The sequence below is a fragment of the uncultured Nostoc sp. genome (genome assembly GCF_964247315.1).
Classification (GTDB): domain Bacteria; phylum Cyanobacteriota; class Cyanobacteriia; order Cyanobacteriales; family Nostocaceae; genus Nostoc.
In genome coordinates, this window is record NZ_CAXTTT010000030.1 from 8,387 (window position 1) to 35,044 (window position 26,658).

The following is a 26,658-nucleotide window of genomic DNA, read 5'->3' on the forward strand; positions in this document are numbered from 1 at the left end:
GATGCATTGGCATTGTATCGAGATGCATTGGCATTGTATCGAGATGCATTGGCATTGCATCGGGATGTATTGGCATTGCAAGGTATTGTCAAATTTAATTCGCTACAAATTAATGAAATGCTGTATTTAGCAACAGTTAGTCTGGATTTAATGCCGAATTTTTATTTATATTATTTTGTAGATAAACCTTTCTGATGGGAAGGGGAATTATAATCCCTGCTTGTTGATAGCGTTTGTGTAATTTTTTGACAAAAAGATGTTTACCTATACGCTGATCGAAGTATTCACTTACCCGCATATATAACGTAAAATCTATACTAAAATCATTAAAAGTATGAAATCTGATATATGGTTCGCTTTCTTTTAATTCCGGTGCGATTTCTTGCATGACTTCTTTGGCAACTTCTACAGTCACTTTTTCAACTTGTTCCAAATCGCTATCATAACTGACACCTACATCCATTGTTAAAGTAATTTCTTTTGCGGGTAAATGATAGTTTGTGAAAATCGCACTGGACAATTTAGAATTGGGAACAATGACGACATTATTTGAGATTTCTTTAATTGTTGTATTCCGCCAAGAAATATCTATAACATATCCCTCATGTCCAGCATCTAATTTCACATAATCTCCGGTTCTAACTTGCTTAGAAATAATTAAATAAAAACCAGAAAATAAATTTGCAAGTGTGTCTTGAAGTGCCAAACCAACGGCTATACCACCAACACCTAAAGTTGTGATTATCGGTGTAACTTGAACACCCACTGTTTGCAATACAATTAATGTTCCCAAAACGAAAACAGTCGCCTTAGCAAGGTTAGAAATTAGTGATGTAGGAACGCCTTCGGCTCTGCGAATATATAAATTAACAAAACCACCAGTCAGTTTGGCTAAGACTAGGGTTACTGAAAACAGCAATGCGATCGTCAGAATTTTTTGCAGTACGATCGCAACATCTGGCTTGAGAGGAGAACTCAGAACTGCCCAAAAAAAACCGGCGATGACAAACCAAATAAAAGTCATCCGGTGCAGCGAGCGAAATATAATTTTACTTCCGAAAATTCGTTTATTAGTAACGAATGTTTCTAGTTTTTTGAAGATAACTTTTTCACCAATTATTCCAGCTACGAAGCCAGCTAAAATAAACGATATCGGCGTAATCCATTCCATCATATCAATTTTAAATTTGGAGTTTTAGATTTAGAGTAACAGCATTTTTGCTGAGATTATGGCTAAATTTTACCTTGTGATTTGCCGGATTACCTGCTTGAGATTTTCTGGAATATGGACTTGCCAATTATTTACCACCCAGATTACGTTGCCCCATTGCCTGAAGGACATCGCTTTCCGATGTCTAAGTTTCGACAACTCTACAAATTGCTGTTAGCTGATGGTGTAGCTAATCAAGAACAGTTTCACACCCCCGAACGTCCGCCGTTAAAGTTGATAGAGTTAGTCCACACTCCAAACTACGTTCAAGCTTACTGCGAAGGAACCCTAGATGCCAAAGCACAGCGTCGCATTGGTTTACCTTGGAGTCCAGCACTAGCAAATCGTACTTGTGTAGCGGTAGGTGGTACGATACTTACTGCTAAACTGGCACTAAGTCAGGGTTTAGCTTGTAATACAGCTGGTGGCACTCATCATGCCTTTCCTAGTTATGGATCTGGTTTTTGCATTTTCAACGATATAGCGATCGCCTGTCGCGTTTTACAAAAATTCGGACTTGTCCAAAAAATCCTGATTGTCGATTTGGATGTCCATCAAGGAGACGGTACTGCTTTTATTTTCCAAGACGATGACAGCGTTTTTACTTTCTCCATGCACTGCGAAGTCAATTTCCCCGGTACTAAACAAAACAGCGATTTGGATGTTCCTTTGCCGGTGGGAATGGAGGATGATGCTTATTTACAAACTTTGGCGAATTATTTATCAGATTTATTGTCTAAAGTCAAGCCAGACTTAGTATTTTATGATGCTGGTGTAGATCCTCATATAGGCGATCGCTTAGGCAAATTAGCCCTTACAGATGCTGGCATTTTCCGCCGGGAAATGCAGGTTTTGAGTACCTGTATGAGTAGCGGTTATCCCGTCGCCTGCGTCATTGGCGGCGGTTATGCTGATGATATGAAATCTTTAGTTTGGCGACACTCCTTGCTACATCGCGCCGCTAGTGAAGTTTACCATCAGTACAAACTATAGTTAGTTAATAGGAAATACTGCCAAAATCGTAAAGTTTTTAAACGCAGAGGAACGCAAAGTAAACGCAAAGGTACGCAGAGTAGTGCCAAATTTAATTTGTAGCGAATGGGATTAAAATAAACTTTGCGCTCCTCTACGCTCCTGTGCGTTTAAATTTAAACCCTATTTTGTCGGCAAAGGTAGTACTGGATGAACAACGGCAAACTCAGAATTTACGAACTAGCAAAAGAATTGAATTTGGATAGCAAGAAGCTATTAGCAATTTGCGACAAACTCAACATTGCAGTCAAAGGCCATACCAGCACCATCTCCGAATCCGATGCAGAACGCATTCGTTCAGTGGCAAATAAACTAACAGCAAAATCCTCGAAAACTAAAACAAACTCTGAAGATTGGGGCTATATGTTTATAGCTTCAGCAATTGATAGCTTTATCCGCCATCTTGAAGGTGAAAGCGTCCTGAAATCATATCCCGAATTTAGAGAGCGGCGCGATCGCGCCAATCAGTTAATGTTGGAATGTGTCGGTAAAAAGCCCTCTCTCTTTTATGTGCGTCGCAAAGGTGCGGGGAAAGAAGCAAGAGAAGAAATTTGGGATTTAACAATAGCAACAGACTCCGATGATTTTCCATTACCCGCAAGACTTGAGAAGCTGAGAAAAACATTAGGATTTAGAGCGGCTGTACCAAAAGATGGACGCGACGGTATAAAAATACTTTCGGCTCAGTTGTTACAACCTTCACGGGGACAGGCTGATAGCTATGCTGTACCTTGTCGCTTACGTTTGCTAGCTAATCATCAGCATCATCTCGACATTCCACCCGCAACATTGAAACGCATAGCAGCCGCACCAGTTTGTGGCGAAAATGTGCCTACAGAAGATCAGCTTAAAGCTTGGAAAGCATTTTTGCAGATTGAGGAAAAAATAGCGAAAGCACGTCAATTTTGTGTGCGTTATGTAAGTCACAACTATAACTTCAAAAGACGAATCAGTTTTGAAATTGATGTAGCCTCAGCCACCCTTGACGGTTTTTATCAAAATTCCCTCGATGTCGAAAACTTCTGGGAACGAGCAAGACGCACAAAAAACGAAGATTTAAAGCTTTTTGAAACTGCTCCCGTCGGCAAAAATTGGATTAGCGGTCGTCAATTAGGGACTGTTGAGGAAGTTGACACCAACCGTTGTATTATTAGTCTCAGGCTAGAACGTGACTTAGCTGAATTCATGGCAACAGAGCGTTATAAGTTGCCAGATACAGGATTTTTGTGTTTTGAAGCAGTTGGTGATATTCAGCAGATTCAGCGTAAGAAAAAAGCTTTAGATGATTTGAATAATGGTTACACTCAAAATCCTTATTTGGGTAACTTTTTATTCGATGCTTCTCAGGCTAGACAAATCAAAACAACTGTTGAACTTCAACCACAAGATTTGTTATTATCTTCTGCTAATTTTGGCCAGAAAACAGCAGTAGAAAAGGTACTTGCTGCTAAGGATCTTGTTCTCATCCAAGGGCCACCAGGTACTGGGAAAACTACCGTAATTGCCGAGATTTGCTATCAAATTGCTCTTCGCGGTGGACGCACTCTAATTGCATCTCAAGCCAATTTAGCAGTAGATAACGCCCTGAGTCGATTAGTTCACAACCCAGTGATTCGGGCTGTACGCAAGGGGAAAGCTGAAAAAGTTGGGGAAGAAGGACAGCCATTTTTAGAAGACCAAGTGATTGGCAGATGGCTAGAAAATACTGCAACTGACTGCGAAAATAATCTCACTCAACGGCTGGAAAATATTAAAATTTTCAGTCAACTACTGGCATTATCACAAAGATTTACAGCTTACTTCCAAGCAGAGGAAGAATTTAATCAGCAACAGACTAACTTCAATAAAAATAAGTTAAAAATAGAGGTAAATTTTCAAAATCAAGAAAAATATTACAACGCAACTGTAAAAAAATATAACGAGGTTGAATCACTAGTTGCAAAATTAGAAAATATATTAAATACTGCACCAAATATCAATTGGGAAGCTTCAGAAGTTATAGATTTTTTGCCACTTCTTAAGCCCTACACAGAAGGGAATAGTATAGTAGAAGAATTTTTAGCAAATGTTCGTCAAACCATCAAATATACTGATGAACTTGGCTTTGTGCGTCCGGCGTTTGGTGCTTTTGGTTTAGCGGCTTGGTTGCGTGAAACTGTAACAATAGAAATTTCTGGATTTAAAACTGCTTTGTCTTATGCTCAAGAGGCAAGTAAAGCCATCTTAGAAGTTGCAGCATCAGTGGAGGTTGTCAAACAAAATTTCGCCTCGTTAAATCAGTTACAACCAGATTATCAGCAATACCTTACTAAACTGCAAAATATACAGCAAACAATCCAGATATGGCAAAACCGCAAACGGGAAATAGATTACATTATCTCAGCAGTTAAAGAATGGAAATCTATAGCACCTTCTCTTCTCTATCAAACTTTGAAAGAATGCCATCAATCCGCTTTACCACTAACAGAGAATTTAGTGGACTTACCACTAGGTTTGTTGATGTTTGCTAATACATTAAAATTACCAATAGTACCAAAGATATACAAAATAAACCTGCCTGAATGGGAGCTATTAGCAAAGGCGATCGCTTATGAAATAGACGGGGGTTTTACTGACAGGCGAGGTAAACAGCATAATTTTAGCTATTTTTTACAAGAAAATTTTAGTCAGATTCCAATGGTGCTATCAAAGAGCGATCGCACCCAATGGCAAGAAACCTATCAACAGTTTAGCAATTATCAGCTACTCAACCCTAAACAGCGAAAATTATTGGTTGAGAATACCCAGGTTTTCTTAATTAGAATGCAACGGAGTTATAGTACATCATGGGAATGGAATAACATTGACTCTACTCTCACCCACATTACACAAGAATTGTTAGATACAATCCTTACAAATGCGCGTCAATGCGTTTTAAAAGTAAAAACAGAAACCGATCAACAGCTTCAGCATCTGCAACGGCAATTAAATGAACTTCAGAAAAATGAAGTTAGCCAACAGCAAATATCTATTACTCAAACTGAGGCAGAAAAAGCACAGCAGGATGCTAACTTCCAACTTGAACAGGTAATTAATATCTTACAAGAACTTAATCAAAAAAAATTACCCGATCAATTACGTATTCTAGTTGAAAAATATCTGGCAACACAATCAAATATTTGGGAGCAACCCCAAGAGTTTATAAATCAAGTGAACTATTGGGAAACTTGTATCACTCAGCTTGAAACTTTAATCTCATCATTAGAACCTTTTGCTGTGCTAGATACAATTAAACATTCTCTAAATGAGCATTTATTAAAGCTAAAAAAAGAAACGGAAACTTCTCTACAGCAAGTTCAAAAACTACAAATAAATCTACGCGAAATAGAACAAAAATCACAACTACAGCCATCAAAAAACTTAAAAGAAGAACGAAACTGGTGGTTGAGAGAATGGCAAACTATACATGATAAATTTCAACCAGAAAATTCTCAAGCCGACTTGTTTACTATAGAGTTTTTACGCAAAATCAATACTCAGTTTGAATCTTGGCAGCAACAACTTCAAAAAGACGAAAGTTATCTGAATAAATATCAGAATTTTGTACAAGATTGGATAGGTAAATTAAGACAGCCAACAGAAAGCGACCGCGACGATTTAAGGCGCATTTATTTAGATAATGCTAATGTCGTTGGTATTACCTGTGTTCAGGCTGCCAATAGAGGTTTTTCTGAAGAATTCAAATCTTTTGATGTCGTTATTATTGATGAAGTTAGTAAGTGTACTCCACCAGAGTTACTAATCCCAGCTTTGAAAGGCAAAAAGTTAGTCATGGTAGGAGATCATCGGCAATTACCACCCATGCTTGATACTAGCACTTTAGAAGAAGTTGCTCAAACAATAGGCAATACAAGAGACGAACTACAATTTTTAGAAGAATCACTATTTAAAAGTCAGTTTGAATCTGCTGATGAAAGCATCAAACAAATGCTAACTACACAGTATCGAATGCACCCATTTATTATGGGAGCAATCAATCAATTTTATGAAGGTAAACTAGAATCTGGTATTTTGCAGCCAGATAAAAAACGCGCACATCATTTAGCAGATGAAATTATCCAAGAATCTCAGCATCTTATCTGGGTAAAAACGCCTATAGAAAATCATTTTTTAGAGCAACGAAATGGAACTTCTTACTTTAATACTCCAGAAATTGATGCGATTGAACGTCTGTGTCATCAGTTTGAGAAGACTTGGGCTTCTAAAGTTGCTAATGGTGAACCAAAAAAAGAAATTGCCGTAATTACATTTTATGGCGCTCAATTAAGAAAAATTGATGAACGTCTGCAATCTGAACTTTTTCCTTCGCTAGAAATTCGTACTGGTACAGTAGACAGATTTCAAGGCATGGAAAGACCTGTTGTAATTGTCAGTATGGTTCGCAACAATAGCAAAGGAGATGTGGGATTTGCGAAGAAGCCAGAACGGGTAAATGTTGCATTTTCTCGCGCTCAAGAACTTTTGATAATTGTGGGTTGTCATAATTTGTTTACCCATCAATCAGGTAAAGTCGGAAGTATGTATTCTGAAGTTTCAAATATTGTGAGTCTTCATGAAGGTTTCGTTGATGTTTCTCACCTTTTCAGCTAAACCTGTTGATGACAATCTCAAAAATTTGGTCTATGCGTAGGCAATTTATTTTTTGGAAGTCTCTAGTAATACCGTTTCTTTGTAAAGCTGCGCCAAATTCTAGCTTTTTTTCAACGCAAAGGTACGCAGAGGTTAGCGCAAAGGTACACAGAGGTTTTCTGAAGCCAATTTGCAAAATCAGTTGCTTCGGAACCATTTTCTTGACCACGCACTAAAATGCTAGGATTGACATTGCGGCTCCCGACATTCAATCCTACAGGAAAAACTTTAAATTCGGAATCCTTAACTAATTGGGTACTTGTAGGCGTTTGCACCCAATTAATTGAGTTTTAAAGAATTCACTGGCACTTCATCCCAAGAATCGACTGTCCGCAATTGTGCTACCCAACCTGCTGCCTTTTGCCTCTCAGTCAAATTATTCTCAAAAGAATCATGACAATCTTTAGCTTGAGATTCATTACAAGTGGCAATGCAGGCATGAATCATCCCAGACGGATCAATTTGCTCATTTACCCAAATAGTCATGGAATATTCCCTCTAAAACTTTAGCGAAAAAAGCTATTTGTCATTTTAGAACACTATTAGAGTCGAAAATTGCAGAGCAAAATCGGTAACAAGTAGTGAACTAATCCCAATTACCGATTACTAATTGACATAGAGATATACCCTAACGGGAAATGGAGATACATAAGATGAGCAAGCCTAATTTTCATGCAATGAGTCAGAAAGAGTTACATGATTACGTTCTTGCTCATCGGGAAGATCAAGAAACCTTCTACGCTTATGTTGATAAGCTGCATCTCGAAGGTAATTGGATTGAAATGCCACCATTACAGTCAGAACAAGATTTAGAAAATTATCCTCATTTCATTGAGCGTATTCGCAGCAGTTCTGAGCCACGAGATGAAGCAATTTAACCCTGCATTGCAGTTACAGCAGCTTTTGGGCTATCCTGAGTTTGGCCGATCGCGATCGCGGATTCTGACTAATTTCTTCTTCTTGTGCAATAATTGGCTTTTTTGTCAATACCTTTAACAAAGGTGAATCTCTTAAACCATGCTTCACCGGACGGTCTTCTAAACTGTGAAAACTGATAATTGCAATTTTACCGCCAGGGACAAGGGCATTTGGTGCTTTATCCAAAAAGGTTTCTAGAGATTTTAACTCATCGTTGACGACAATTCGCAGAGCTTGAAAAACACGGGTAGCGGGGTGAATTCTCCCATAACGGTATTTTGGAGGAACTGAATAAGCGATCGCATCAGCCAATTCTGTAGTAGTGTGCAATGGTCGCCGTTCAACAATGCGTCTAGCAATGCGCCGTGATAATCTCTCTTCACCGTACTTAAAGAAAATATCTGCTAATTCCGCTTCATCCCAATTATTAATCACATCAGCAGCAGTTAGCGATCGCCCTCGATCCATTCGCATATCCAAACTCGCAGCTTGGCGAAAGCTAAAACCTCTTTCTGCTTGGTCTAAATGGTAAGAACTTACCCCCAAATCGGCTAAAATACCATCGAAAGTGTTGGGGGGAAATTCGTAGTCAGCAAAATTGCTATAAATAAATTGTACGCGATCGCCAAACTCAGCTAATTCTTTCCTCGCTGCTGCTAAAGCATCCTCATCTTGGTCAATTGCTGTTAATTGTACATCTGGCGCAGCTGCTAAAATCAAACGGCTGTGACCTCCGCCGCCTACCGTCGTATCAAGATAATGACCTCCTGGAGATACCGCTAGACCTGCAATTACTTCCTGCGGTAACACTGGGAGATGAGAAAATATCGGTTCTTCGATAGCTAGCTGACGATTCATGAGACTTAGGGCAAAAAACCACAGATGAACTTTAATTATGTATTCTTTTGTTTGTGTCTTTGTGGTTCCTAGCTAAAAAATAGTTTTTAAATCACTAAGACACAAAAGAAAATATCATAAACTCAACACTCAGCGTCAGCTTTAAATGTTGAGCTTTAAGCATCTGTAGTGTTATTTTTTACCTTTTTTCTGGTAAATCATCGAATTTGGTATCCGTTTGAATTTTTTCTCCATATTTAAATTGCTATTTAGAATAAAAATAAATACATTACCAGATAATTCATTTTCCTTGAATAAGCTATTAACAATTTTAGAGTTATCGCTTTCATAAATACGACTACCTTCCCAAAAACTAAATCCACGCTTGACAGCTATAACATAAAGTGGTTTTTCAGGAAAATATTGCAGATTCTTTTGAACTAAATAAGCAGTTATTATCTGCGGGTAATGAGATAACTGCTGACGAAGCTTATTTACCTCTATATCTGAAATATTATGAGAGTAAAATTTATCATCTCTTTTCAATTTAGAGCGCTCTTGCTGTGCTTTTAAAATTAATTTATGATAATTTTCTGCACGTTCTTGATAAGACTTCGCCTCCTTGTTTTTACCTTGGTTTTTCAGAAAATCGCAAATTATCTGACAACCTACTATAACTATATTTGAGTCTTGCTCTATTGCCTTCTCAATGTATTCTATTCCAGTCGCATCTTGTTTTTTTAATAATATTTCACCTAGTAAATAATTAGCTGATGCATGGTAAGCATCACGATGAAGAATTTCTTGTAATAGAGGTATAACAGCTTCTTCGCCCTCAATTTTCAATGTCAAAAATGCTCGCTGAATAGCTTCTTTTAAAGTTAGCTGTTGTTTTTGAGATTTGTAATTTAAATCTTTTAATGTAGCTATCAGTTTTTGAAACTCAGCATATTTTTGCCGCCAAGGTGTTGCTATATTTTCTCGCCAATTTAGACTAAAATAATCAATAAAAATTTCTAATGTATCGCCTAAAAATTCTTGGGCAGCACTAATTTCAATTGGTGCAAATATAGCTAATTCCTGCTGAGTATCGGCGATATATCCCAAGGCTTTTAATCTATCTGTCAGGCAAGGGTGAGTATCAGCATGGTTGGTTTTTTCCGTTAAAGCTTCACTTAAATAAGCACTTGTAATTTCCTGATTAAGTCTCTGGCTTAAAGCCTGCCTCATATCCATATAAGTCATTATTGGTGGTTCAATCTCTGTTTCTGATTGTTTATAAAAACTAGACCAAAAATATCTTTCTAAAAATCTAGATTTGACATGAAAATTTATCAAAGCTCTAGCAATATTTTGTTCTCCCGTTAAATCAACAGCACATCTATCTGCTTCATATTCATCCATTCGTGCTAACACAAAAGAATAGGCATTAAAAAATGGAATGTACCATATCAAAAACAGTTGAAAAATTAACAATGATAGATCGTGTCCACTTTGTTGGAGTCCCTTAAGAATGCGATACCAAGTTTCGCGTTGGCGATAAATCCAACCACTAAAGTGGCTGTGATTTCCTGATAAATGTCCCAGTTCATGGGCTAAGATAGCACGAAATTGTTCGGGCGGTAGTGCTAGCATCAATGGTAGACCCACAATTAAGTAATTTTGCTGCCATCCCAGCAAACCTAAGCGTGGTATTTGGACAACCCCTGCATTAAAATCGTTGGTCAGCAGAATGTGGTGAAACCGTGGAGCTTGCAGCTTTGATGAGATTTCGTTAATTAAAGAATAGAGATTGGGTACATCTTTGGATTGTAATGGTAAACCTGTTGGTGGGGGGAAAGAAACCCAAAGCGATCGCACTAATACGAATGCTAACGTCAGGAAAAACAGAAGACCTGTCAAAGATAAGTTAGAAATTGACTGAGCATTAAGTATCCCAAAGATAATAACTACCAGCAGAGTCAATGTTACAGCTAGAATCAACAATATATATGCGTAGCCCAAAGTAGCCAAAAAAGCAACGTGCAATTTATAAAGATGCGGTTGTTTATTAGCAAAAACTTCTAACTTCTGAATTAGCCTATCAAAACGGTCTTGATTGAAAGCCATAAATATGTATCAGCCTGATAAAACTGTAATATAGCTGACACAATATCTCTATAGCTTACGTAAAAACTCAGAAGTTAATAGTGATCATTGAGAAAACGCGTCTTCTTTCACCCCGTCTTCTTATCCCAGCACCATGAGATAAAAAAATTCGATGCCTTAATTAAGTGCATATCGAGCTTCCATATAATAGTTGAAGAAGTGCAACAAAATTAAACATCAAATCAAATCCCTCTTCCCAAAACCCTTACTTTGGCTTGACAAACAAGATAAATTGGGTCTAGTTGGCATCTGCGCGGTTGAATTCAATATTTTCACGAACGGAGAACACGAAATTTATGACCAGACTAGAAACCCGCACTGAACCAATGGTGCTAAATATGGGGCCACACCACCCCTCAATGCACGGGGTTCTGCGGCTAATCATGACTCTGGATGGTGAGGATGTCGTTGACTGTGAACCGGTCATCGGCTATTTACACCGGGGAATGGAAAAAATTGCTGAGAACCGCACTAATGTTATGTACGTCCCTTACGTTAGTCGCTGGGACTACGCTGCGGGAATGTTCAACGAAGCCGTCACTGTTAACGCCCCAGAAAAGCTTGCAGGTGTAGCTGTCCCCAAACGTGCTAGCTACATCCGCGTCATCATGCTGGAGTTGAACCGTATCGCTAACCACTTGCTGTGGTTTGGCCCCTTCCTAGCTGACGTAGGCGCACAAACTCCCTTTTTCTACCAGTTCCGGGAACGGGAGATGATTTATGATTTGTGGGAAGCCGCTACAGGTTATCGGATGGTGAATAACAACTACTTCCGCGTTGGTGGGGTAGCAGCCGATTTACCTTACGGTTGGGTAGATAAGTGTCTGGAATTTTGCGACTACCTATTACCCAAAATTGATGAATACGAACGCTTAGTAACCGATAACCCCATCTTCCGGCGACGTGTTGAGGGTCTTGGGACTATCACCCGTGAAGAAGCAATTAACTGGGGACTTTCTGGCCCAATGTTACGCGCATCTGGCGTGCAATGGGATTTGCGGAAAGTTGACCATTACGAATGTTACGACGATTTCGACTGGGATGTACAGTGGGAAACCGCCGGTGATTGCTTTGCCCGTTACGTGGTGCGGATGCGGGAAATGCGCGAATCAGTGAAGATTATTCGCCAAGCAGTTAAAGGACTTCCTGGCGGCCCTTTTGAAAATCTGGAAGCCAAGCGTTTAGCCGCAGGTAAAAAATCTGAGTGGGATGGATTTGATTACCAATTCATCGGTAAAAAAGTTTCCCCCACTTTTAAGATGCCCAAGGGTGAAATCTATGCCCGTGTAGAAAGTGGCAAAGGTGAATTGGGAATTTATTTGGTTGGCGAGGATAATGTCTTCCCTGCACGCTGGAAAATTCGTGCAGCAGATTTCAACAATCTCCAAATTGTTCCACATTTACTGCGCGGGATGAAGGTTGCAGATATCGTGGTCATTCTCGGCAGTGTTGACGTAATTATGGGGTCTGTGGATAGGTAGAGTAAATATCTATCTAAGTATTTTTTAGAGCAGTTGTATTACAGTGCAACTGCTCTATTTTTTTAGCATTGGGTAAAACTACTGACTATATTACAATACGCTTGGGTTAAAGCAGGAGACGCGATAAATCGCCGTCTCTACAATAATCAGTCCTTCGCAGAACCACTCCTTCTCTAGCTATAAATATTTTTTACTCATATAACAGATGTACGAAATATTTATAGCGTTTTAAATAATGCCCCGCATCTTTGACAACATTGATTTACAACTGCTACCGATTTTACGAGAAACCCTCAAAATCTCTTATCGGGCAGATTTTTGCGTTGGCTACTTCAACCTTAGAGGTTGGCGAAGAATTGATAATTTAATTGAACAGTATGTTGGTAGTGAAAATGCTTGTTGCCGTTTGCTAATTGGGATGCAAAGCTTGCCTAGTGATGAAGTTCATGCGGCATTTTCCCTTAGTAGTAGTGATGGACGGATTGACAACAGTAGCATTGTGCGATTTAAAAAACGCATGGCGGCAGAATTTCGCCAGCAGTTGACTATCGGTGCGCCGACTAATCAAGATGAAGCGGGGTTGCAGCGGTTAAGTCATCAGCTAAAAACTCAGAAACTAATTATTAAACTGTTTCTCCGTCATTCTCTCCACGCCAAGTTATATCTTGTGCATCGCCATGACCCTAACACTCCCACAGTGGGATTTTTGGGTAGTAGTAATTTAACCCTTCCCGGACTGGCAAAACAAGGGGAATTAAATGTTGATATTTTAGACCACGATGCTTGTAATAAACTGCAAAAGTGGTTTAGCGATCGCTGGCAAGATTACGGTTGTGTAGATATTTCCCAAGAATTGGCAGAAATTATCGATCAAAGCTGGGCTAGGGAAGATTTAGTCTCACCTTACTACATCTACCTGAAGATAGCTTACCACTTATCTCATGAAGCGATCGCTGGACTTTCAGAATTTCGCATCCCCCGCGAATTTAACAATTTGTTTGAGTTCCAAAAAGCCGCCGTACAGCTAGCAGCACGTCATGTAACTAGGCGTGGCGGCGTATTAGTGGGTGATGTGGTCGGTTTGGGTAAAACTTTAGTTGGAACCGCCTTAGCCAAGATATTACAAGAAGATTGTTTTTTAGAAACACTGATTATTTGCCCGAAAAACTTAGTACCAATGTGGCAAGAATATGTAAATAACTATCGGCTACTTGCGGAAGTTATGCCAATTAGTCAAGTACAAAATAAGTTACCAAAACTCCGCCGTTATCGAGTTGTATTGATTGATGAAAGTCACAATTTACGGAACCGCGAAGGCAAACGTTATCGAGCAATTACAGAATATATTGCTGCCAATGAAAGTAAATGTATTTTATTATCTGCTACTCCTTACAATAAAAGTTATCTTGACCTTTCTGCCCAACTGCGGCTATTTGTGCCAGAAGACCAAGATTTGGGATTAAGACCAGAAGCTTTAATTAATGAACTTGGTGGCAGTTCTGTAGGAGAATTAGAATTTATTAGAAAGCATCAGTGTTCTGTCCGTTCTTTAGCGGCTTTTGAGAAAAGCGAACACCCTGATGACTGGCGAGAATTGATGAAGCGTTACATGGTGCGCCGCACTCGCTCTTTTATTAAAGATAATTATGCCCAAACAGATGAAACCGGGCGGAAATATTTAGAATTTGCTGATGGAAGACGTTCTTATTTTCCTCAGCGTTTACCTCGTAGTCTCAAGTTTCCTTTAGAAGCTTCTAACACAGACTTTTATGCTCGTCTTTACTCTGAGTTAGTCGTAGAAGTTATTAATCAACTTAACTTACCTCGTTATGGGCTAGGAAATTACGTTATTACCAAACACAAACAGCCGCCTACAGACGCAGAGCAACGCTTTATTAATAGCTTATTTCGTGGTGGTAGGAGGTTAATGGGTTTTTCTCGCACTAATTTATTTAAACGTTTGGAAAGTACTGGTGTTGCTTTTATTCAATCAATTGAGCGCCACATTTTACGGAATTTTATTTATTTATATGCTTTAGAACAAGGGCTTGATATTCCGATTGGAACTCAAGAAGCTGAGTTATTAGATACAAGTAATAATGATGAAGATGCCGATTCTGTAGTAGCAGCTTTGTTTGATACAGAAACAGAAGAAGATGAGTCTACTACTTTGCTGCAAGTGGAGACAGAGGAAGGAAAAGTAACTGATTTTGATAACGAGGATGAGAAAACATCTAAAACAGAAAAATTTTTTCGTCAAAGAGCAAAATCAATTTACCAAGAATATACAACTCGATATCAACGAAGATTTAAATGGCTGCGGTCTACACTTTTTGATATTAAAAAACTGAAACGAGATTTGTTAGAAGATGCCAAAGCACTGATTAATGTGCTGCAATGTGGCGAGTGGAATCCTCAAAAAGATGAAAAACTCGCTGCTTTAATCAAACTGCTCACAAAAACTCATCCTAATGATAAAGTGCTAATTTTCACACAATTTGCCGATACAGTCCGCTACCTTGCAGATAATTTGCAATCCAGTCATATTACTAATGTAGCTGGGGTGACAGGTCAATCTAAAGACTCGACATTAATGACGGGAAGATTTAGTCCTGTCAGTAATAATAAACGCGAACAAATTTCATCATCAGATGAGTTGCGTATTTTAATCGCTACCGATGTTTTGAGTGAAGGTCATAATTTACAAGATTGTGCAATTATCGTCAATTGGGATTTACCTTGGGCGATTATTCGTTTAATTCAACGCGCCGGAAGAGTAGACCGCATTGGACAAAATGCTGATAAAATTCTCTGTTATTCTTTTTTACCAGCCGAGGGAGTAGAACGGATTATTAATTTGCGAGAACGACTCCGCAAACGACTGCAAGAAAATGCTGAAGTGGTGGGAACTGATGAAGCTTTTTTTGAAGATGATGATGCACGGGTAATTCTTGACCTCTACAATGAAAAATCTGGAATTTTAGATGGTGAAGAAGATACAGAAGTTGATTTGACATCAGAAGCATTTCAAATTTGGAAAAAAGCCACTGATGGTAATCCAGGTTTGAAAAAAACGATTGAGGAAATGGAAAATGTAGTTTATTCTACTCGCGCCCATACTCCCCAACCTGTGCAACCAGAGGGAGTATTGCTTTATATGAAAACCACCGAGGGAAATGATTCTTTAATTTATGTTGACCGCGATGGAAATAGCGTTACTCAATCACAATTAGCAGTTCTGCGGGTGGCGGCGTGTGAAGAATCTACCCCAGCGATACCCAGAGATAAACAGCATCACGAGTTAGTAAACAAGGGTGCTGAATTGATTGCTGAAGATGAGAAAAATGCAGGCGGTCAATTAGGACGACCATCAGGTGCAAGGTTCCGCACTTATGAACGACTGAAAAGTTATGTTCAAGAAATGAAGGGAACACTATTTGTTAGTGAAGAACTTTTAAAAGCAATTGATGAGATTTACCGTTATCCTTTGCGACAGTCAGCCATTGATACTCTCAATCGTCAACTGAGAAGCGGTATTAATAATCAGCAGTTGGCTGAGTTAGTAGTGGCGCTACGGATGGATGACCGTTTGTGTATTGTCACAGAAGAACTGGAGAAGCGAGAACCTCAGATTATTTGTTCTTTAGGATTATTTTCTAATTTGTAATTAAGGCAAGAGAGACAATAAATCGCCGTCTTTACAATAATCAGTCCTTTGTAGAGACGGCGATTCATCGCGTCTTTGTTATATTTAAAGATATAAATTAGTCATTTTAGGAGTAATTTTTATGGTTATATTATCATCTAATTTTTCTTTAAAAGAGTTTCTGCAATTACCAGAAACTAAACCAGCTAGTGAATATATTGATGCAAAAATCTATCAAAAACCAATGCCGCAGGGAAAACATAGCAGAATTCAAACTCGTTTATCAACCGAGATTAATCGGGTAAGCGAACCTGAGCAAAAAGCTTTAGCATTAACGGAATTACGCTGCACATTTGGAGGACGTTCTTTAGTTCCAGATATTGCTGTATTTGAGTGGTCACGGCTTATTGTTGATGAAAATGGGGAAATTGCCAATAAGTTGGAAACTTATCCAGATTGGATAATTGAAATTTTATCACCTGACCAATTTCCTAACCGTGTGATTGATAAAATTATTTTCTGTATTAATCATGGTACAAAATTAGGTTGGTTTATTGACTCTAACGATAAATCAGTGATGGTATTTCAACCTAATAAATTGCCAGAAGTAAAATATAATAATGATAAATTGACTGTTCTTGATGTATTAACAGATTGGCAAATTACGCCAGCAGATATATTTAGTTGGTTAAAAGTGAAATAGTTAAAAGGACGGTTATAAACCACGTCTACACAAGCAAGACTTACCTGCGTGGGTTTCAAACTCTTAATTTATTCACCTCATCACCTCGTTCCCCGAATGTAGCGTTTTTCGTATGGATGCAATAGACTCTGACCTCTCTTTTAAGAGGCTACGGTGTATACACAAGTCAAATTACCCCCCTTAATCCCCCCTTATAAAGGGGGGAAAAAGATATTTAGTCTAGTTCCCTCCCCTTGACAAGGGGAGGGTTAGGGTGGGGTAAAACCGTGGTTAATCAGCTATTTCAGACTTGTGTATACACCGTAGCTTTTAAAAGGAGAGAAGCTTTGAATCTTACTCCCCTTCCCTAGTAGGGAAGGGGCTGGGGGTTAGGTCTGTATTGCACTCAACTCAGAAGCCCTATAGTAGGTTGCGTTGAGGCTTTGCGAAACCCAACAAAACTTTGATATATCTTGGGTTTCATTCCTCAATCCAACCTCCGCCTTACGTAAAATACTGAAATAAGAAAGCAAACTGGGGTTTGAATAAGTAAAAGCTGATTTGACTTGCGGAAAACACCAAAATGAGAAAGCAAACTGGGGTTTGAGAAAGCAAAAGTTGATTTGACTTGCGGAAAACACCAAAATGAGAAAGCAAACTGGGGTTTGAATAAGTAAAAGCTGATTTGACTTGCGGAAAACACCAAAATGAGAAAGCAAAAGCTTCTTTTGAGTAAGTCAAAGCTTCTTTTGAGAAAGCATTTCAGTATTTTTATCAAGTAAACGGGCATTTTTATAAAGCAATTAGGCATTTTGATAAAGTAATCAGCAAATCTACCTGACAATTCAAAATCACGGCTGTACAAATCAAGCCAACATTTAGATAAATTGATAATTTTTCCGTATAATTTCTCAGCCTAATTAAATATAAGGGATTTATAAAGTATAAAAAGCATGGGAAAAAATTTAACTCGTATAAAGAGGGTTTCTTAAAGTCCGCTAGCGCAGACTTAATTTTTATAGCCACAGATTTATTTTCTGAGTGGCAAATTTACCATGCTCTTTTTTTATTCTTCAAGCATGATAAATTATGTCGCTTAATTTTCAACGAACACGTGATTTCCTCTCTAAGTTCAAATTTAGTGATTTATTTATAGAGGAATTAGGTTGGTCTAAACCCTCAAGACAAAAACCTGAAACCTTAAAGATTCAGAATAAAACTTATCAATACCAGAAAATTGCTGAACTCTCAGGTGTTGCAATCTTTGAAGTCACCGCAGCAGATGGGAAAATCCCAGAGGCTAAAGTTAGAGATGAGATTTACAAAGAGATTAATAAACTGATAGCTGAAAATCTCCTAATTTTTATTACCGCAGAACGCACGCGTAGTCTTTGGTATTGGGTGAAACGAGAAGGAACTAAAACCTCTGTTCGTGACCATTTATATGTGAAAGGTCAACCAGGAGATTTGTTTTTAAGCAAGCTTGGTTCTTTAGTCATTGATATTACTGAATTAGAACACGGGGAACCGACTGTTGTCGAAATTGCTTATAAACTACAACGCGGTTTCGATGTTGAGCCAGTAACCAAGAAGTTTTACAAGGAATTTCAAGAGCAACACCAGAAGTTTTTGCTGTTTGTGAAAGGAATTGATAATGAGATAGATAGACGTTGGTATACATCGGTAATTCTCAATCGCCTGATGTTTGTTTATTTTCTTCAACGCAAGGGTTTTATTGATAATAAAGATTTAAATTATCTCCCAAATAAGCTTGAACAAAGCCAGCAAAAAGGTGAAAATCATTTTTATGGTGAATTTCTCAAGGCTTTGTTTTTTGAAAGCTTTGCAAAACCTGAGAGTGAACGCGATTTATCTGTACAAGAATTGGTAGGTAAGGTTAAATACCTGAATGGTGGATTATTTCTCAAGCATCATATTGAAGAGAAATATCAAATTTCTATAGTTGATGAGGCGTTTGAACAAGTTCTAGATTTATTTGGGCGTTATTCTTGGAATCTCGATGATACGCCGGAAGGGAAAGACGATGAGATTAACCCAGATGTCTTAGGTTACATTTTTGAAAAATACATTAATCAAAAGGCTTTTGGAGCGTATTATACTAGACCACAAATTACAGAATATCTTTGTGATAGAACTATCCACAAGTTAATTGTAGACCGCGTAAATGATGCGCTATCTGATAAGTATAAGCCATTTGAGGATATCAACGAACTTCTCATTAAACTGGATACAAAGGTTTGTCGTTCACTAATGGAAGATATTCTTCCTAATTTATCAATTCTTGACCCAGCTTGCGGTTCTGGTGCTTTTCTCGTTGCAGCGATGAAGACGCTAATCCAAGTTTATAGTGCGGTAATTGGGACAATTGAATTACAGGGAGATCAGAAATTAAAGGACTGGTTAAAAAGTGAAAAAACTGAGCATCTTTCCATAGAGTATTTTATTAGAAAGCGCATTCTTAGGGATAACCTCTATGGTATAGACATCATGGAGGAAGCAACAGAAATTGCTAAACTGCGTCTTTTTTTAGCGTTGGTTTCTTCTGCTAAGAATGTCGAGGAATTAGAGCCATTGCCTAATATTGACTTTAATATTATGGCGGGTAATTCGTTGATTGGACTGATTAAGCTAGATGACACCGCTTTTGATACAGTAGGAAATACTAAACAAGGTAATCTATTACAGCGTCTCACAGCAGATAATTACAAGGCTATTTTAGAAGAAAAGAATAAGTCTATTGAACTTTACAAAAAACACGCTTTTATTCCTGGTGATGAAAAACTTCCTGGTGGAGAACTGGGAACGCATCAAGATGCAAGGTTATTGAACTTACGTAAATCTATTGACAATCTTAATAAAGAATCACAAAATAAGTTAAATATTTTATTATTGGATGAGTTTAGTCAAAAGCTGGGCATTAAATACGAGGAAGTTCAGTTAACTGGAAAATCACAGAAGCGTATTTTGAAGGTTGAGGATATTGCAGCCTTGAAGCCGTTTCACTGGGGTTATCATTTTGACAAAGTTTTAGAACGCGGCGGCTTTGATGCAATTATCACTAATCCACCTTGGGAAACTTTTCAGCCTGATGCTAAGGAATTTTGCTCTGAATACAGTAATGTCGTGTCTAAGAAAAAGATGGACATCAAAGATTTCGAGGTTGAACTAAAACGTTTATTAATAGACACGAAAATTAAAAATGCATGGTTAAAGTATCAAAGTGATTACAACCATCAAAGAGAGTATTTTAGATTTGCTGAACAGTATAAAAATCAGGTTCCTATAATTAATGGTAAACGCCACGGAAAAGATGTTAATTTTTACAAACTGTTTCTAGAACAATGTTTTAATCTTTTACGTCATGGTGGTGGATGTGGCATCGTTATACCAAGTGGTATTTATACTGATTTAGGAGCTAAAAAGCTTCGAGAGATGCTATTTAATCACACTAAAATCACTGGTTTATTCTGCTTTGAAAATCGCAAGACGATTTTTGAAGGGGTTCATCGTAGTTTTAAATTTGGTATCCTAACTTTTGAAAAAGAAGGCAAAACAGAAAAATTCCCTGCTACTTTTATGCGGCAAGATGTCCAAGAGCTGCAAGAGTTCCCTAAAAATTATGGTTTACCAATTAGTATTGACTTGGTGCGAAAGCTATCACCTGATTCTCTCTCAGTAATGGAGTTCAAAAATGAGATTGATTTTCGCATTGCAGATAAAATGACCAAGTTACCATTGCTGGGTGAAAAAATTGAAGATAAATGGAACTTGGAACTACATCGTGAATTTAATATGACTGATGATGCTTTTCTTTTCAAGAAAAAGCCAGAGCAAGCTACACTAGCGCTCTATGAAGGTAAAATGATTCATCAGTTCACTCATATCTTTGCTGAAGCAAGGTATTGGATAGATGAACGCGAAGGTAGAAAAGCATTATTAAAACGAAATGAAGTAGATAAAGGTCAAAAGTTTGATTATCAAAACTACCGTCTAGGTTATAGAGATGTAGCACGTAATACAGATATTCGGACAATGATTGCAGGGATTTTACCACCTCAGATTTTTGCAGGAAACACATTAGTGTTGGCAGATCCATTTCCAAAGCTGAATGAATTGCTGTTTGTGTGCGCTGTATTTAATAGCTTTGCTTACGATTTTATAATTCGCCAAAAAGTAACAGCGCATTGTAATATGTTTTATGTTTATCAGACACCCGTCCCACGTTTAACAAAAAACGATCGCTACTTCAACGATATTGTACAACGCGCTGCCAAACTCATCTGCACCACACCAGAATTTGACGAACTCGCGCAAGAAGTCGGTTTAGGTTCCTATCAACAAGGCGTTACCAACGAAACAGAACGCGCCAAACTCCGCGCCGAACTCGATGGGATAGTAGCACACCTTTACGGCTTAACCGAAGATGAATTTAGCTACATCCTCACTACATTTCCAATTGTGAATGCAACCGTAAAAGAAGCAGCATTAGAAGCTTACCGTACCTTTGTCCCAATGTTTGGAGACTCACAAGTAGCATTTTGAATACTAATGGCTAAACCATGAAGGTTTTTAATTAGAAGATGTTTGAAAAGTCGTATTGTCGGTATAAAAAGTTCTAGATCCCCCTAAATCCCCCTTATAAAGGGGGACTTTGATTCCGGTTCCCACCTTTTTAAGGGGGGTTAGGGGGGATCTAAAAGTGCTTAAAATCACAGTGAAATACTTTTCAAACAACCTCTTATATTGGTTTACAAATGTCTGTGACTAAGAATACAAACTGACTTGGTACATTACAGTTGGAAGTATATTTATTGCCTCAAACTATAGAAAAACTCAGCATATTTTTTGTAAATTTCAAAAATGTTAACTTTAAATTTATAATTTTGAACTTTTTCTGGTGTAAATTAAAAATTGCAATTTCTTAATGATTTATTTTAAATCAAGCGAAAAGGTTGACTAGTAAGATGTTCAGTTAATCTTGAATTGCAGTCATAAATACAATAATGTATTTAAATAAGGTCTAATAAATTACTATATAAATTCAATAGGATTTACTTAGTCGTAATTTTAGAACCGTGCAAATTCATTCTGACTCCGAATTTCACCAGAGTTGCGATCGCCGTCAACAGGGTTTGCAAAAATTGCTTGCTCGCCTTGTCAGAACAATGCAGCGCGATGAGTTAGTCCGCCAAACAATCAATCAACTCAGAGAATCGCTTCAGGTCGATCGGGTGGTGTTGTATTATTTTTACGGGCAGTGGCAAGGACAGGTGACTTTTGAATCTTTGAGTTCTAAAGAACTTTCAATACTGGGTTCCACTGGCCCAGATGATTGTTTTAACGACGAGTATGCTGCTTTATACTTAGCAGGACGGGTAAAGGCGATCGCTGATATTGAATTAGAGCCAATCCAACCTTGTCACCGAGATTTTCTCCGCAATATACAAGTTCGCGCCAACCTGATTGTACCAATTTTGATACCTAGAGGATTATGGGGATTGCTGGTGGCACATCACTGTCAAGGGCCTCATTATTGGTCGCCATCAGATATAGAAATGATGCAAATAGGGGCACAAACTCTAGCAACAGATCGTAACATTCTGGAGAGTTAAGTAACTGTGTATTCAAATCGCATACAGTTAAATAGGAGAGATACTCGCTAGCACTGATTTTTCTAATAAGGAGAAAGAACTGTGAAATTTGGTTACACGGTTATCTGGGTAGACGATGTAGTTAAGACAGTTGAGTTTTACGAAAAAGCTTTTGGTTTAGTTCGTCGCACTCTCCTGGAAAAGGGGCAATCTATCTGGGCCGAAATCGAAACCGGAAACACCACACTAGCTTTCTCCTCTAGTAGCGAAGCACAGAAGTTATTTCCTGGTGGCTTCCATGCCAACGATCCCACACAACCACCGCCATTAATTCAGATATCATTTATCACTCCTGATGTTGGCAGCGCTTACATGAGAGCGATGGGAGCAGGCGCAAAAACACTAGATGCCCCTAAAACCCAGCCTGGGGGAAAAACTATTGCTCGTGTCCGCGATCCCAATGGTGTGCTGGTGTCGTTGGTGAGTGGCTAGGTAGCAAATTGCCTTGGACGCGATTAATTGGGCTGTGGATTGCGATCGCTAGAGTTAAAATCAACACCTAAAATACTATTTATAAAATAAATCTTCAGTAGGGTGTGTTACGGCTTTAGCCTAACGCACCGTTTTTTATAGCGGTGTATTAAGCACTTTAATTATGTTTTTCGTGACATAAAAAAATAGGACGAAATATAAAAGGTGTTTTGAATGAGTCTGGCTTATTTGAAATTATTGAGAGTCAAGATAGCTAGAAAAACAGCACATTTATTTGATACAAAAGTAAAATTACGTAATAATAAATTACTAAATTCACAAGCGAGAGGCGATTACTGGCAATTAATAATCGTTATATTATTGAACTTACTATTAGAATTAAAATTATTTTTCTTTAATTTTGTGTTTAACAGAGTTGAGCCAAAAATACAAAACTATTGCTATATCTTGCTCCTACTAGAATTTACAATCCTATTTAAAATATGTATAGTTTATTTACACAACGCAATCTCCCGACCGATGAAATATGGGTAAAATTGCTGCATAAATCTCTTACCTAAGTCCGATAAGTTAACACAGGTTCCCATTAGAGATACCTGATTTGATATTTCCATTCTGGAATAGTCAATAAGTTTTACAATCAACAGGACTTTGATCATGACACAAGAAATAATTCGTGAAGCGCCTGCTCCTGAACCGTTAGAAGGTCAACAGGCAAACGCATTTTATGTCCCCGCGCCTAATGAGCCTATTCTCAATGTCAACAATATTCAAGGCAACATTCTAGGTGGATTCAATAAAGACTACCAAGCCCTTTTATTCCTTGAAATTGAAAATCCAAATGCTTTCAAGAATTGGCTGAAGTCACAGATTAATTTCATTGCCACCGCCTCAGAAGTGATTGCCTTCAACCGCTTATTTAAATCCGCCAGACAACGGCGAGGCCGCGAAGGTACTGTTAAGGCAACCTGGGTTAATGTAGCTTTCTCCTTTGAAGGACTGAAGAAACTAACCAATGATGCCGACTCATTTACGGATGAAGCCTTTAAAGCTGGGCTAGCAGCACGCGCTGCTGAATTGAACGACCCGGTAGACAAAGATGGTAAGCCTATTGGCTGGGTTGTAGGTGGGCCGGATAATGGCAAAGTTGATGTGGTTTTGATCATTGCCAGCGACGAACGCGCAGACTTGTTAGCAGAAGTCTCGCGGATTTTAGAAAGTATTGTGACATTTACAGATGGCAAAGGCAACGCTAAGAGCAGCGGAGCCAGAATTACCTTCTTAGAAGAAGGAGCCAACCTACCCGCACCCCTAACTGGACATGAGCATTTCGGCAACCTGGATGGAATATCACAACCTGGTATTCGTGGCCGGGTTGCTGATAATCCTAAAGAACTTCTCACTCCTCGGCAGAATCCAGAGAATAAAAACCAGGGCAAACCAGGACAGGATCTTCTGTGGCCAGGAGAGTTCGTTTTTGGCTATGAGGGTCAGAAGGATGATGCTGAAAAGTTGGAACATAGCAAAGGTGAGGTTGTGTCAGCAGGACTACACTGGGCGAATGATGGCTCTTACCTTGTATTCCGGCGATTGCGTCAAGATGTGTATAAGTTCCACAAGTTCTTAAACGATATTGCTGCTGACCTAGACACCGACGCTCGAAAGGTGAGTGCAAAGCTGATTGGTCGCTGGCCTAGTGGCGCTCCCACTATCCGCACGCCGGAAGAAGATGCCCCAACTTTGGGTAATGATGACAATGCCAACAATGATTTTGAATTCAACGGTGATGATGCACCAGATGGAAAATTCTTCAAAAACGACGTAGTTCCACCTTCCAAAGATGCAACGGGTTTGCGCTGTCCGTTTATTGCTCATACCCGCAAGACTTATCCACGCAATGATAAAACACCAGGAGGGAGAGTCTCTAATTCTGACGAGATTGATATCGATCGCAGTGAAGTGACGACTCAAACACATCGCTTACTCCGTCGCGGCATTCCTTATGGCCCGGTGTCTCCTTCCACGCCAAACAATCCGCTACAAGACCCGAATTTTGTCGATCGCGGTCTCCACTTTTTGGCTTATCAGACTTCGATTGTAGACCAGTTTGAGTTTGTCACTAAGTTCTGGGCTAACAATCCAAACTTTAGTGAGGAGGCGGCTACCGGCCACGAGTTTGAAGGTAAATTAACTCTTGGTCACGATCCAATTATTGGCCAAAGTGATAATAACAAACCAGGTGGCGATCGCACACGCAAGTTCTTTATCCACCTTGAGGATGACCAAAATCAACCTCAAACTAAGGAGTTGACTGCACCTGAAGACTGGGTGATTCCTACTGGTGGCGGCTACTTCTTTGCACCTTCGATTTCTGCTTTGAAGGAAGTATTGACAAAATAATGATTTTATGTAGATAGGGGCACAACCATTTGGTGGCGATCGCACCGAACTGCAAACTTCCCCAGTTTTGTCTGTCGATAAATGCCAGCGCTTATGCCACAGTGGTCGATATCATGGGGTTTGTAGACCGTTAGGGAAATAATGAATTATGAATTTTGTTTTGCATCATGCATAATTCATTTATTTTTTTCTATTCCCCAATCTCAAACCTCAAATTTATGGATTCAAATCCAGCATTGTGTGCTGCGATCGCCGATCGCATTACCACTAGTCCCCAGCAGCGAATTACTTTCGCCCAATTCATGGACATGGTATTATACCACCCTGAATATGGCTACTATTCCAGCGATGCACTCAAAATTGGCTTTAAAGGTGGTGATTTTTTCACTTCTCCCAACCTCTGTTCTGACTTTGGCGAGTTACTAGCAGAACAATTTTTGCAAATGTGGGAGATTCTAGGAAAACCTGTACCCTTTTCTCTGGTAGAAATGGGAGCAGGCCAAGGATTGCTGGCATTGCATATCCTTAAATATCATCAACAGCATTACCCAGATTTTTTCACTGCGCTGGAGTACATTATTGTTGAAAAATCCCCAACTTTAAGACAAGAACAGCAGCAACGCTTGCAAGATTTACCCGTGCGTTGGTGTAATTTAGAGGATATACCACCAAATGCGATCGCTGGTTGCTTTTTTTCTAATGAGTTAGTAGATGCATTCCCCGTGCATCAATTCATCCTAGAAACGGGAGAACTCCGAGAAATTTATGTGACAACATCAGAAAACCTAACCCTCCAACCCCCTCCCCTCATAAAGGAGGGGTTGGGGGAGAGGTCAAATTTTGCATTTGTGGAAGTCACAGGGGAACCTTCAACGCCCCAACTAGCTAAACATTTGGATTTACTGGAAATAAACTTAACCCAAAGTACATATCCAGATGGCTACCGTAGTGAAATTAATTTAGCTGCTCTAGACTGGTTGAGTATAGTAGCAGACCGCTTGCAGCGCGGCTATGTGTTAACAATTGATTATGGCTACCCCAGCAGTCGTTACTATAATCCCAGGCGATCGCAGGGAACACTACAGTGTTATTATCATCATCGTTTCCATGACAACCCTTATATTAATATTGGGCGACAAGATATCACTGCCCATGTTGACTTTACAGCTTTAGAACGCTGGGGTGAGAAGTGTAACTTAAAGAATGTTGGTTTTATCCAGCAGGGATTATTTTTGATGGCGTTGGGGTTAGGCGATCATATTGCAGCCCTTTCTTATCAAAAGCAACCTCTCTCGCAGTTACTACAGCATCGGGATGCACTACACCAACTTATAGATCCCACAGGACTTGGCGGCTTTGGAGTCTTAATTCAGAGCAAAGGTCTGGACAATACAGAAATTTCTCAACCATTAAAAGGATTGACTCTGCCAGAGTAAGTGTAAAGAAAGAAAAGTTAAAACTCTATTTAAGAATGCAGTATCAGTCTTATTTAGACTAGCATAACAGTGATTACTGTTAAGTTAAACACACTA

At 38.9% G+C, this 26,658-nt stretch carries 18 protein-coding genes; 13 read left to right on the forward strand and 5 right to left on the reverse strand.

Features of this window, described 5'->3' with window-relative positions:
* Window positions 1-195, forward strand: a 195-nt coding sequence (locus ACFE93_RS11445) for a hypothetical protein (RefSeq protein ID WP_375473403.1), incomplete at its 5' end; no start/stop codon positions are given.
* Here ACFE93_RS11445 and ACFE93_RS11450 read toward each other — a convergent pair.
* A complete protein-coding gene (locus tag ACFE93_RS11450; protein ID WP_375473404.1) occupies window positions 137-1,174 on the reverse strand; it encodes a mechanosensitive ion channel family protein in 1,038 nt (345 codons plus the stop codon). The genes ACFE93_RS11445 and ACFE93_RS11450 overlap by 59 nt on opposite strands.
* Window positions 1,175-1,285: 111 nt before the next feature.
* Here ACFE93_RS11450 and ACFE93_RS11455 point away from each other — a divergent pair, with 111 nt between their 5' ends.
* Both ACFE93_RS11455 and ACFE93_RS11460 read left to right on the forward strand, forming a co-directional pair.
* Window positions 1,286-2,203, forward strand: coding sequence for a histone deacetylase (locus tag ACFE93_RS11455; RefSeq protein WP_375473405.1), 918 nt, complete (start codon window positions 1,286-1,288; stop codon window positions 2,201-2,203).
* A 189-nt stretch (window positions 2,204-2,392) separates the two neighbouring features.
* The gene (locus ACFE93_RS11460; RefSeq protein ID WP_375473406.1) at window positions 2,393-6,871 is read left to right on the forward strand and encodes a translation initiation factor IF-2 N-terminal domain-containing protein; all 4,479 of its coding nucleotides are present in this window, start codon (window positions 2,393-2,395) and stop codon (window positions 6,869-6,871) included.
* Between the two features lie 110 nt (window positions 6,872-6,981).
* On the opposite strand, the gene ACFE93_RS11465 is transcribed toward ACFE93_RS11460, so the two are convergent.
* Window positions 6,982-7,185: a hypothetical protein gene (locus tag ACFE93_RS11465; RefSeq protein WP_375473407.1), complete on the reverse strand. Its 204-nt coding sequence runs from the start codon at window positions 7,183-7,185 to the stop codon at window positions 6,982-6,984.
* A 4-nt stretch (window positions 7,186-7,189) separates the two neighbouring features.
* Window positions 7,190-7,396: a glycogen debranching protein gene (locus tag ACFE93_RS11470; protein WP_375473408.1), complete on the reverse strand. Its 207-nt coding sequence runs from the start codon at window positions 7,394-7,396 to the stop codon at window positions 7,190-7,192.
* Between the two features lie 167 nt (window positions 7,397-7,563).
* Here ACFE93_RS11470 and ACFE93_RS11475 point away from each other — a divergent pair, with 167 nt between their 5' ends.
* A complete protein-coding gene (locus ACFE93_RS11475; RefSeq protein ID WP_375473409.1) occupies window positions 7,564-7,788 on the forward strand; it encodes a DUF6887 family protein in 225 nt (74 codons plus the stop codon).
* A 13-nt stretch (window positions 7,789-7,801) separates the two neighbouring features.
* Here ACFE93_RS11475 and rsmH read toward each other — a convergent pair whose 3' ends face one another.
* Together rsmH and ACFE93_RS11485 are read right to left on the reverse strand one after the other, a co-directional pair.
* Window positions 7,802-8,686: a 16S rRNA (cytosine(1402)-N(4))-methyltransferase RsmH gene (rsmH, locus tag ACFE93_RS11480; RefSeq protein ID WP_375473410.1), complete on the reverse strand. Its 885-nt coding sequence runs from the start codon at window positions 8,684-8,686 to the stop codon at window positions 7,802-7,804.
* Window positions 8,687-8,857: 171 nt separating this feature from the next.
* Window positions 8,858-10,315, reverse strand: a complete 1,458-nt coding sequence (locus ACFE93_RS11485; protein WP_375473411.1) for a M48 family metalloprotease — start codon at window positions 10,313-10,315, stop codon at window positions 8,858-8,860.
* 142 nt (window positions 10,316-10,457) lie between these two features.
* Here ACFE93_RS11485 and ACFE93_RS11490 point away from each other — a divergent pair, with 142 nt between their 5' ends.
* The 9 genes from ACFE93_RS11490 to ACFE93_RS11530 all read left to right on the forward strand — a co-directional run bounded on the left by ACFE93_RS11490 (window position 10,458) and on the right by ACFE93_RS11530 (window position 26,562).
* Entirely contained in the window at window positions 10,458-10,589 is a 132-nt protein-coding gene (locus tag ACFE93_RS11490) for a hypothetical protein (protein ID WP_375473412.1), read from the forward strand.
* A gap of 520 nt (window positions 10,590-11,109) precedes the next feature.
* A complete protein-coding gene (locus ACFE93_RS11495; protein ID WP_375473413.1) occupies window positions 11,110-12,294 on the forward strand; it encodes an NAD(P)H-quinone oxidoreductase subunit H in 1,185 nt (394 codons plus the stop codon).
* A 235-nt stretch (window positions 12,295-12,529) separates the two neighbouring features.
* Window positions 12,530-15,961 (forward strand): helicase-related protein, encoded by a 3,432-nt coding sequence (locus ACFE93_RS11500; protein ID WP_375473414.1) that lies wholly within the window; start codon window positions 12,530-12,532, stop codon window positions 15,959-15,961.
* Between the two features lie 121 nt (window positions 15,962-16,082).
* A complete protein-coding gene (locus ACFE93_RS11505) occupies window positions 16,083-16,643 on the forward strand; it encodes a Uma2 family endonuclease (protein ID WP_375473415.1) in 561 nt (186 codons plus the stop codon).
* A 1,068-nt stretch (window positions 16,644-17,711) separates the two neighbouring features.
* Entirely contained in the window at window positions 17,712-21,185 is a 3,474-nt protein-coding gene (locus ACFE93_RS11510) for an Eco57I restriction-modification methylase domain-containing protein (protein WP_375473416.1), read from the forward strand.
* A gap of 533 nt (window positions 21,186-21,718) precedes the next feature.
* A complete protein-coding gene (locus ACFE93_RS11515; protein ID WP_375473417.1) occupies window positions 21,719-22,255 on the forward strand; it encodes a GAF domain-containing protein in 537 nt (178 codons plus the stop codon).
* 81 nt (window positions 22,256-22,336) lie between these two features.
* Entirely contained in the window at window positions 22,337-22,726 is a 390-nt protein-coding gene (locus ACFE93_RS11520; protein ID WP_375473418.1) for a VOC family protein, read from the forward strand.
* Window positions 22,727-23,383: 657 nt separating this feature from the next.
* On the forward strand, window positions 23,384-25,126 hold the full coding sequence (locus ACFE93_RS11525; RefSeq protein ID WP_375473419.1) for a Dyp-type peroxidase: 1,743 nt from the start codon (window positions 23,384-23,386) through the stop codon (window positions 25,124-25,126).
* A gap of 218 nt (window positions 25,127-25,344) precedes the next feature.
* On the forward strand, window positions 25,345-26,562 hold the full coding sequence (locus tag ACFE93_RS11530; protein WP_375473420.1) for a class I SAM-dependent methyltransferase: 1,218 nt from the start codon (window positions 25,345-25,347) through the stop codon (window positions 26,560-26,562).
* Window positions 26,563-26,658 lie beyond the last annotated feature (96 nt).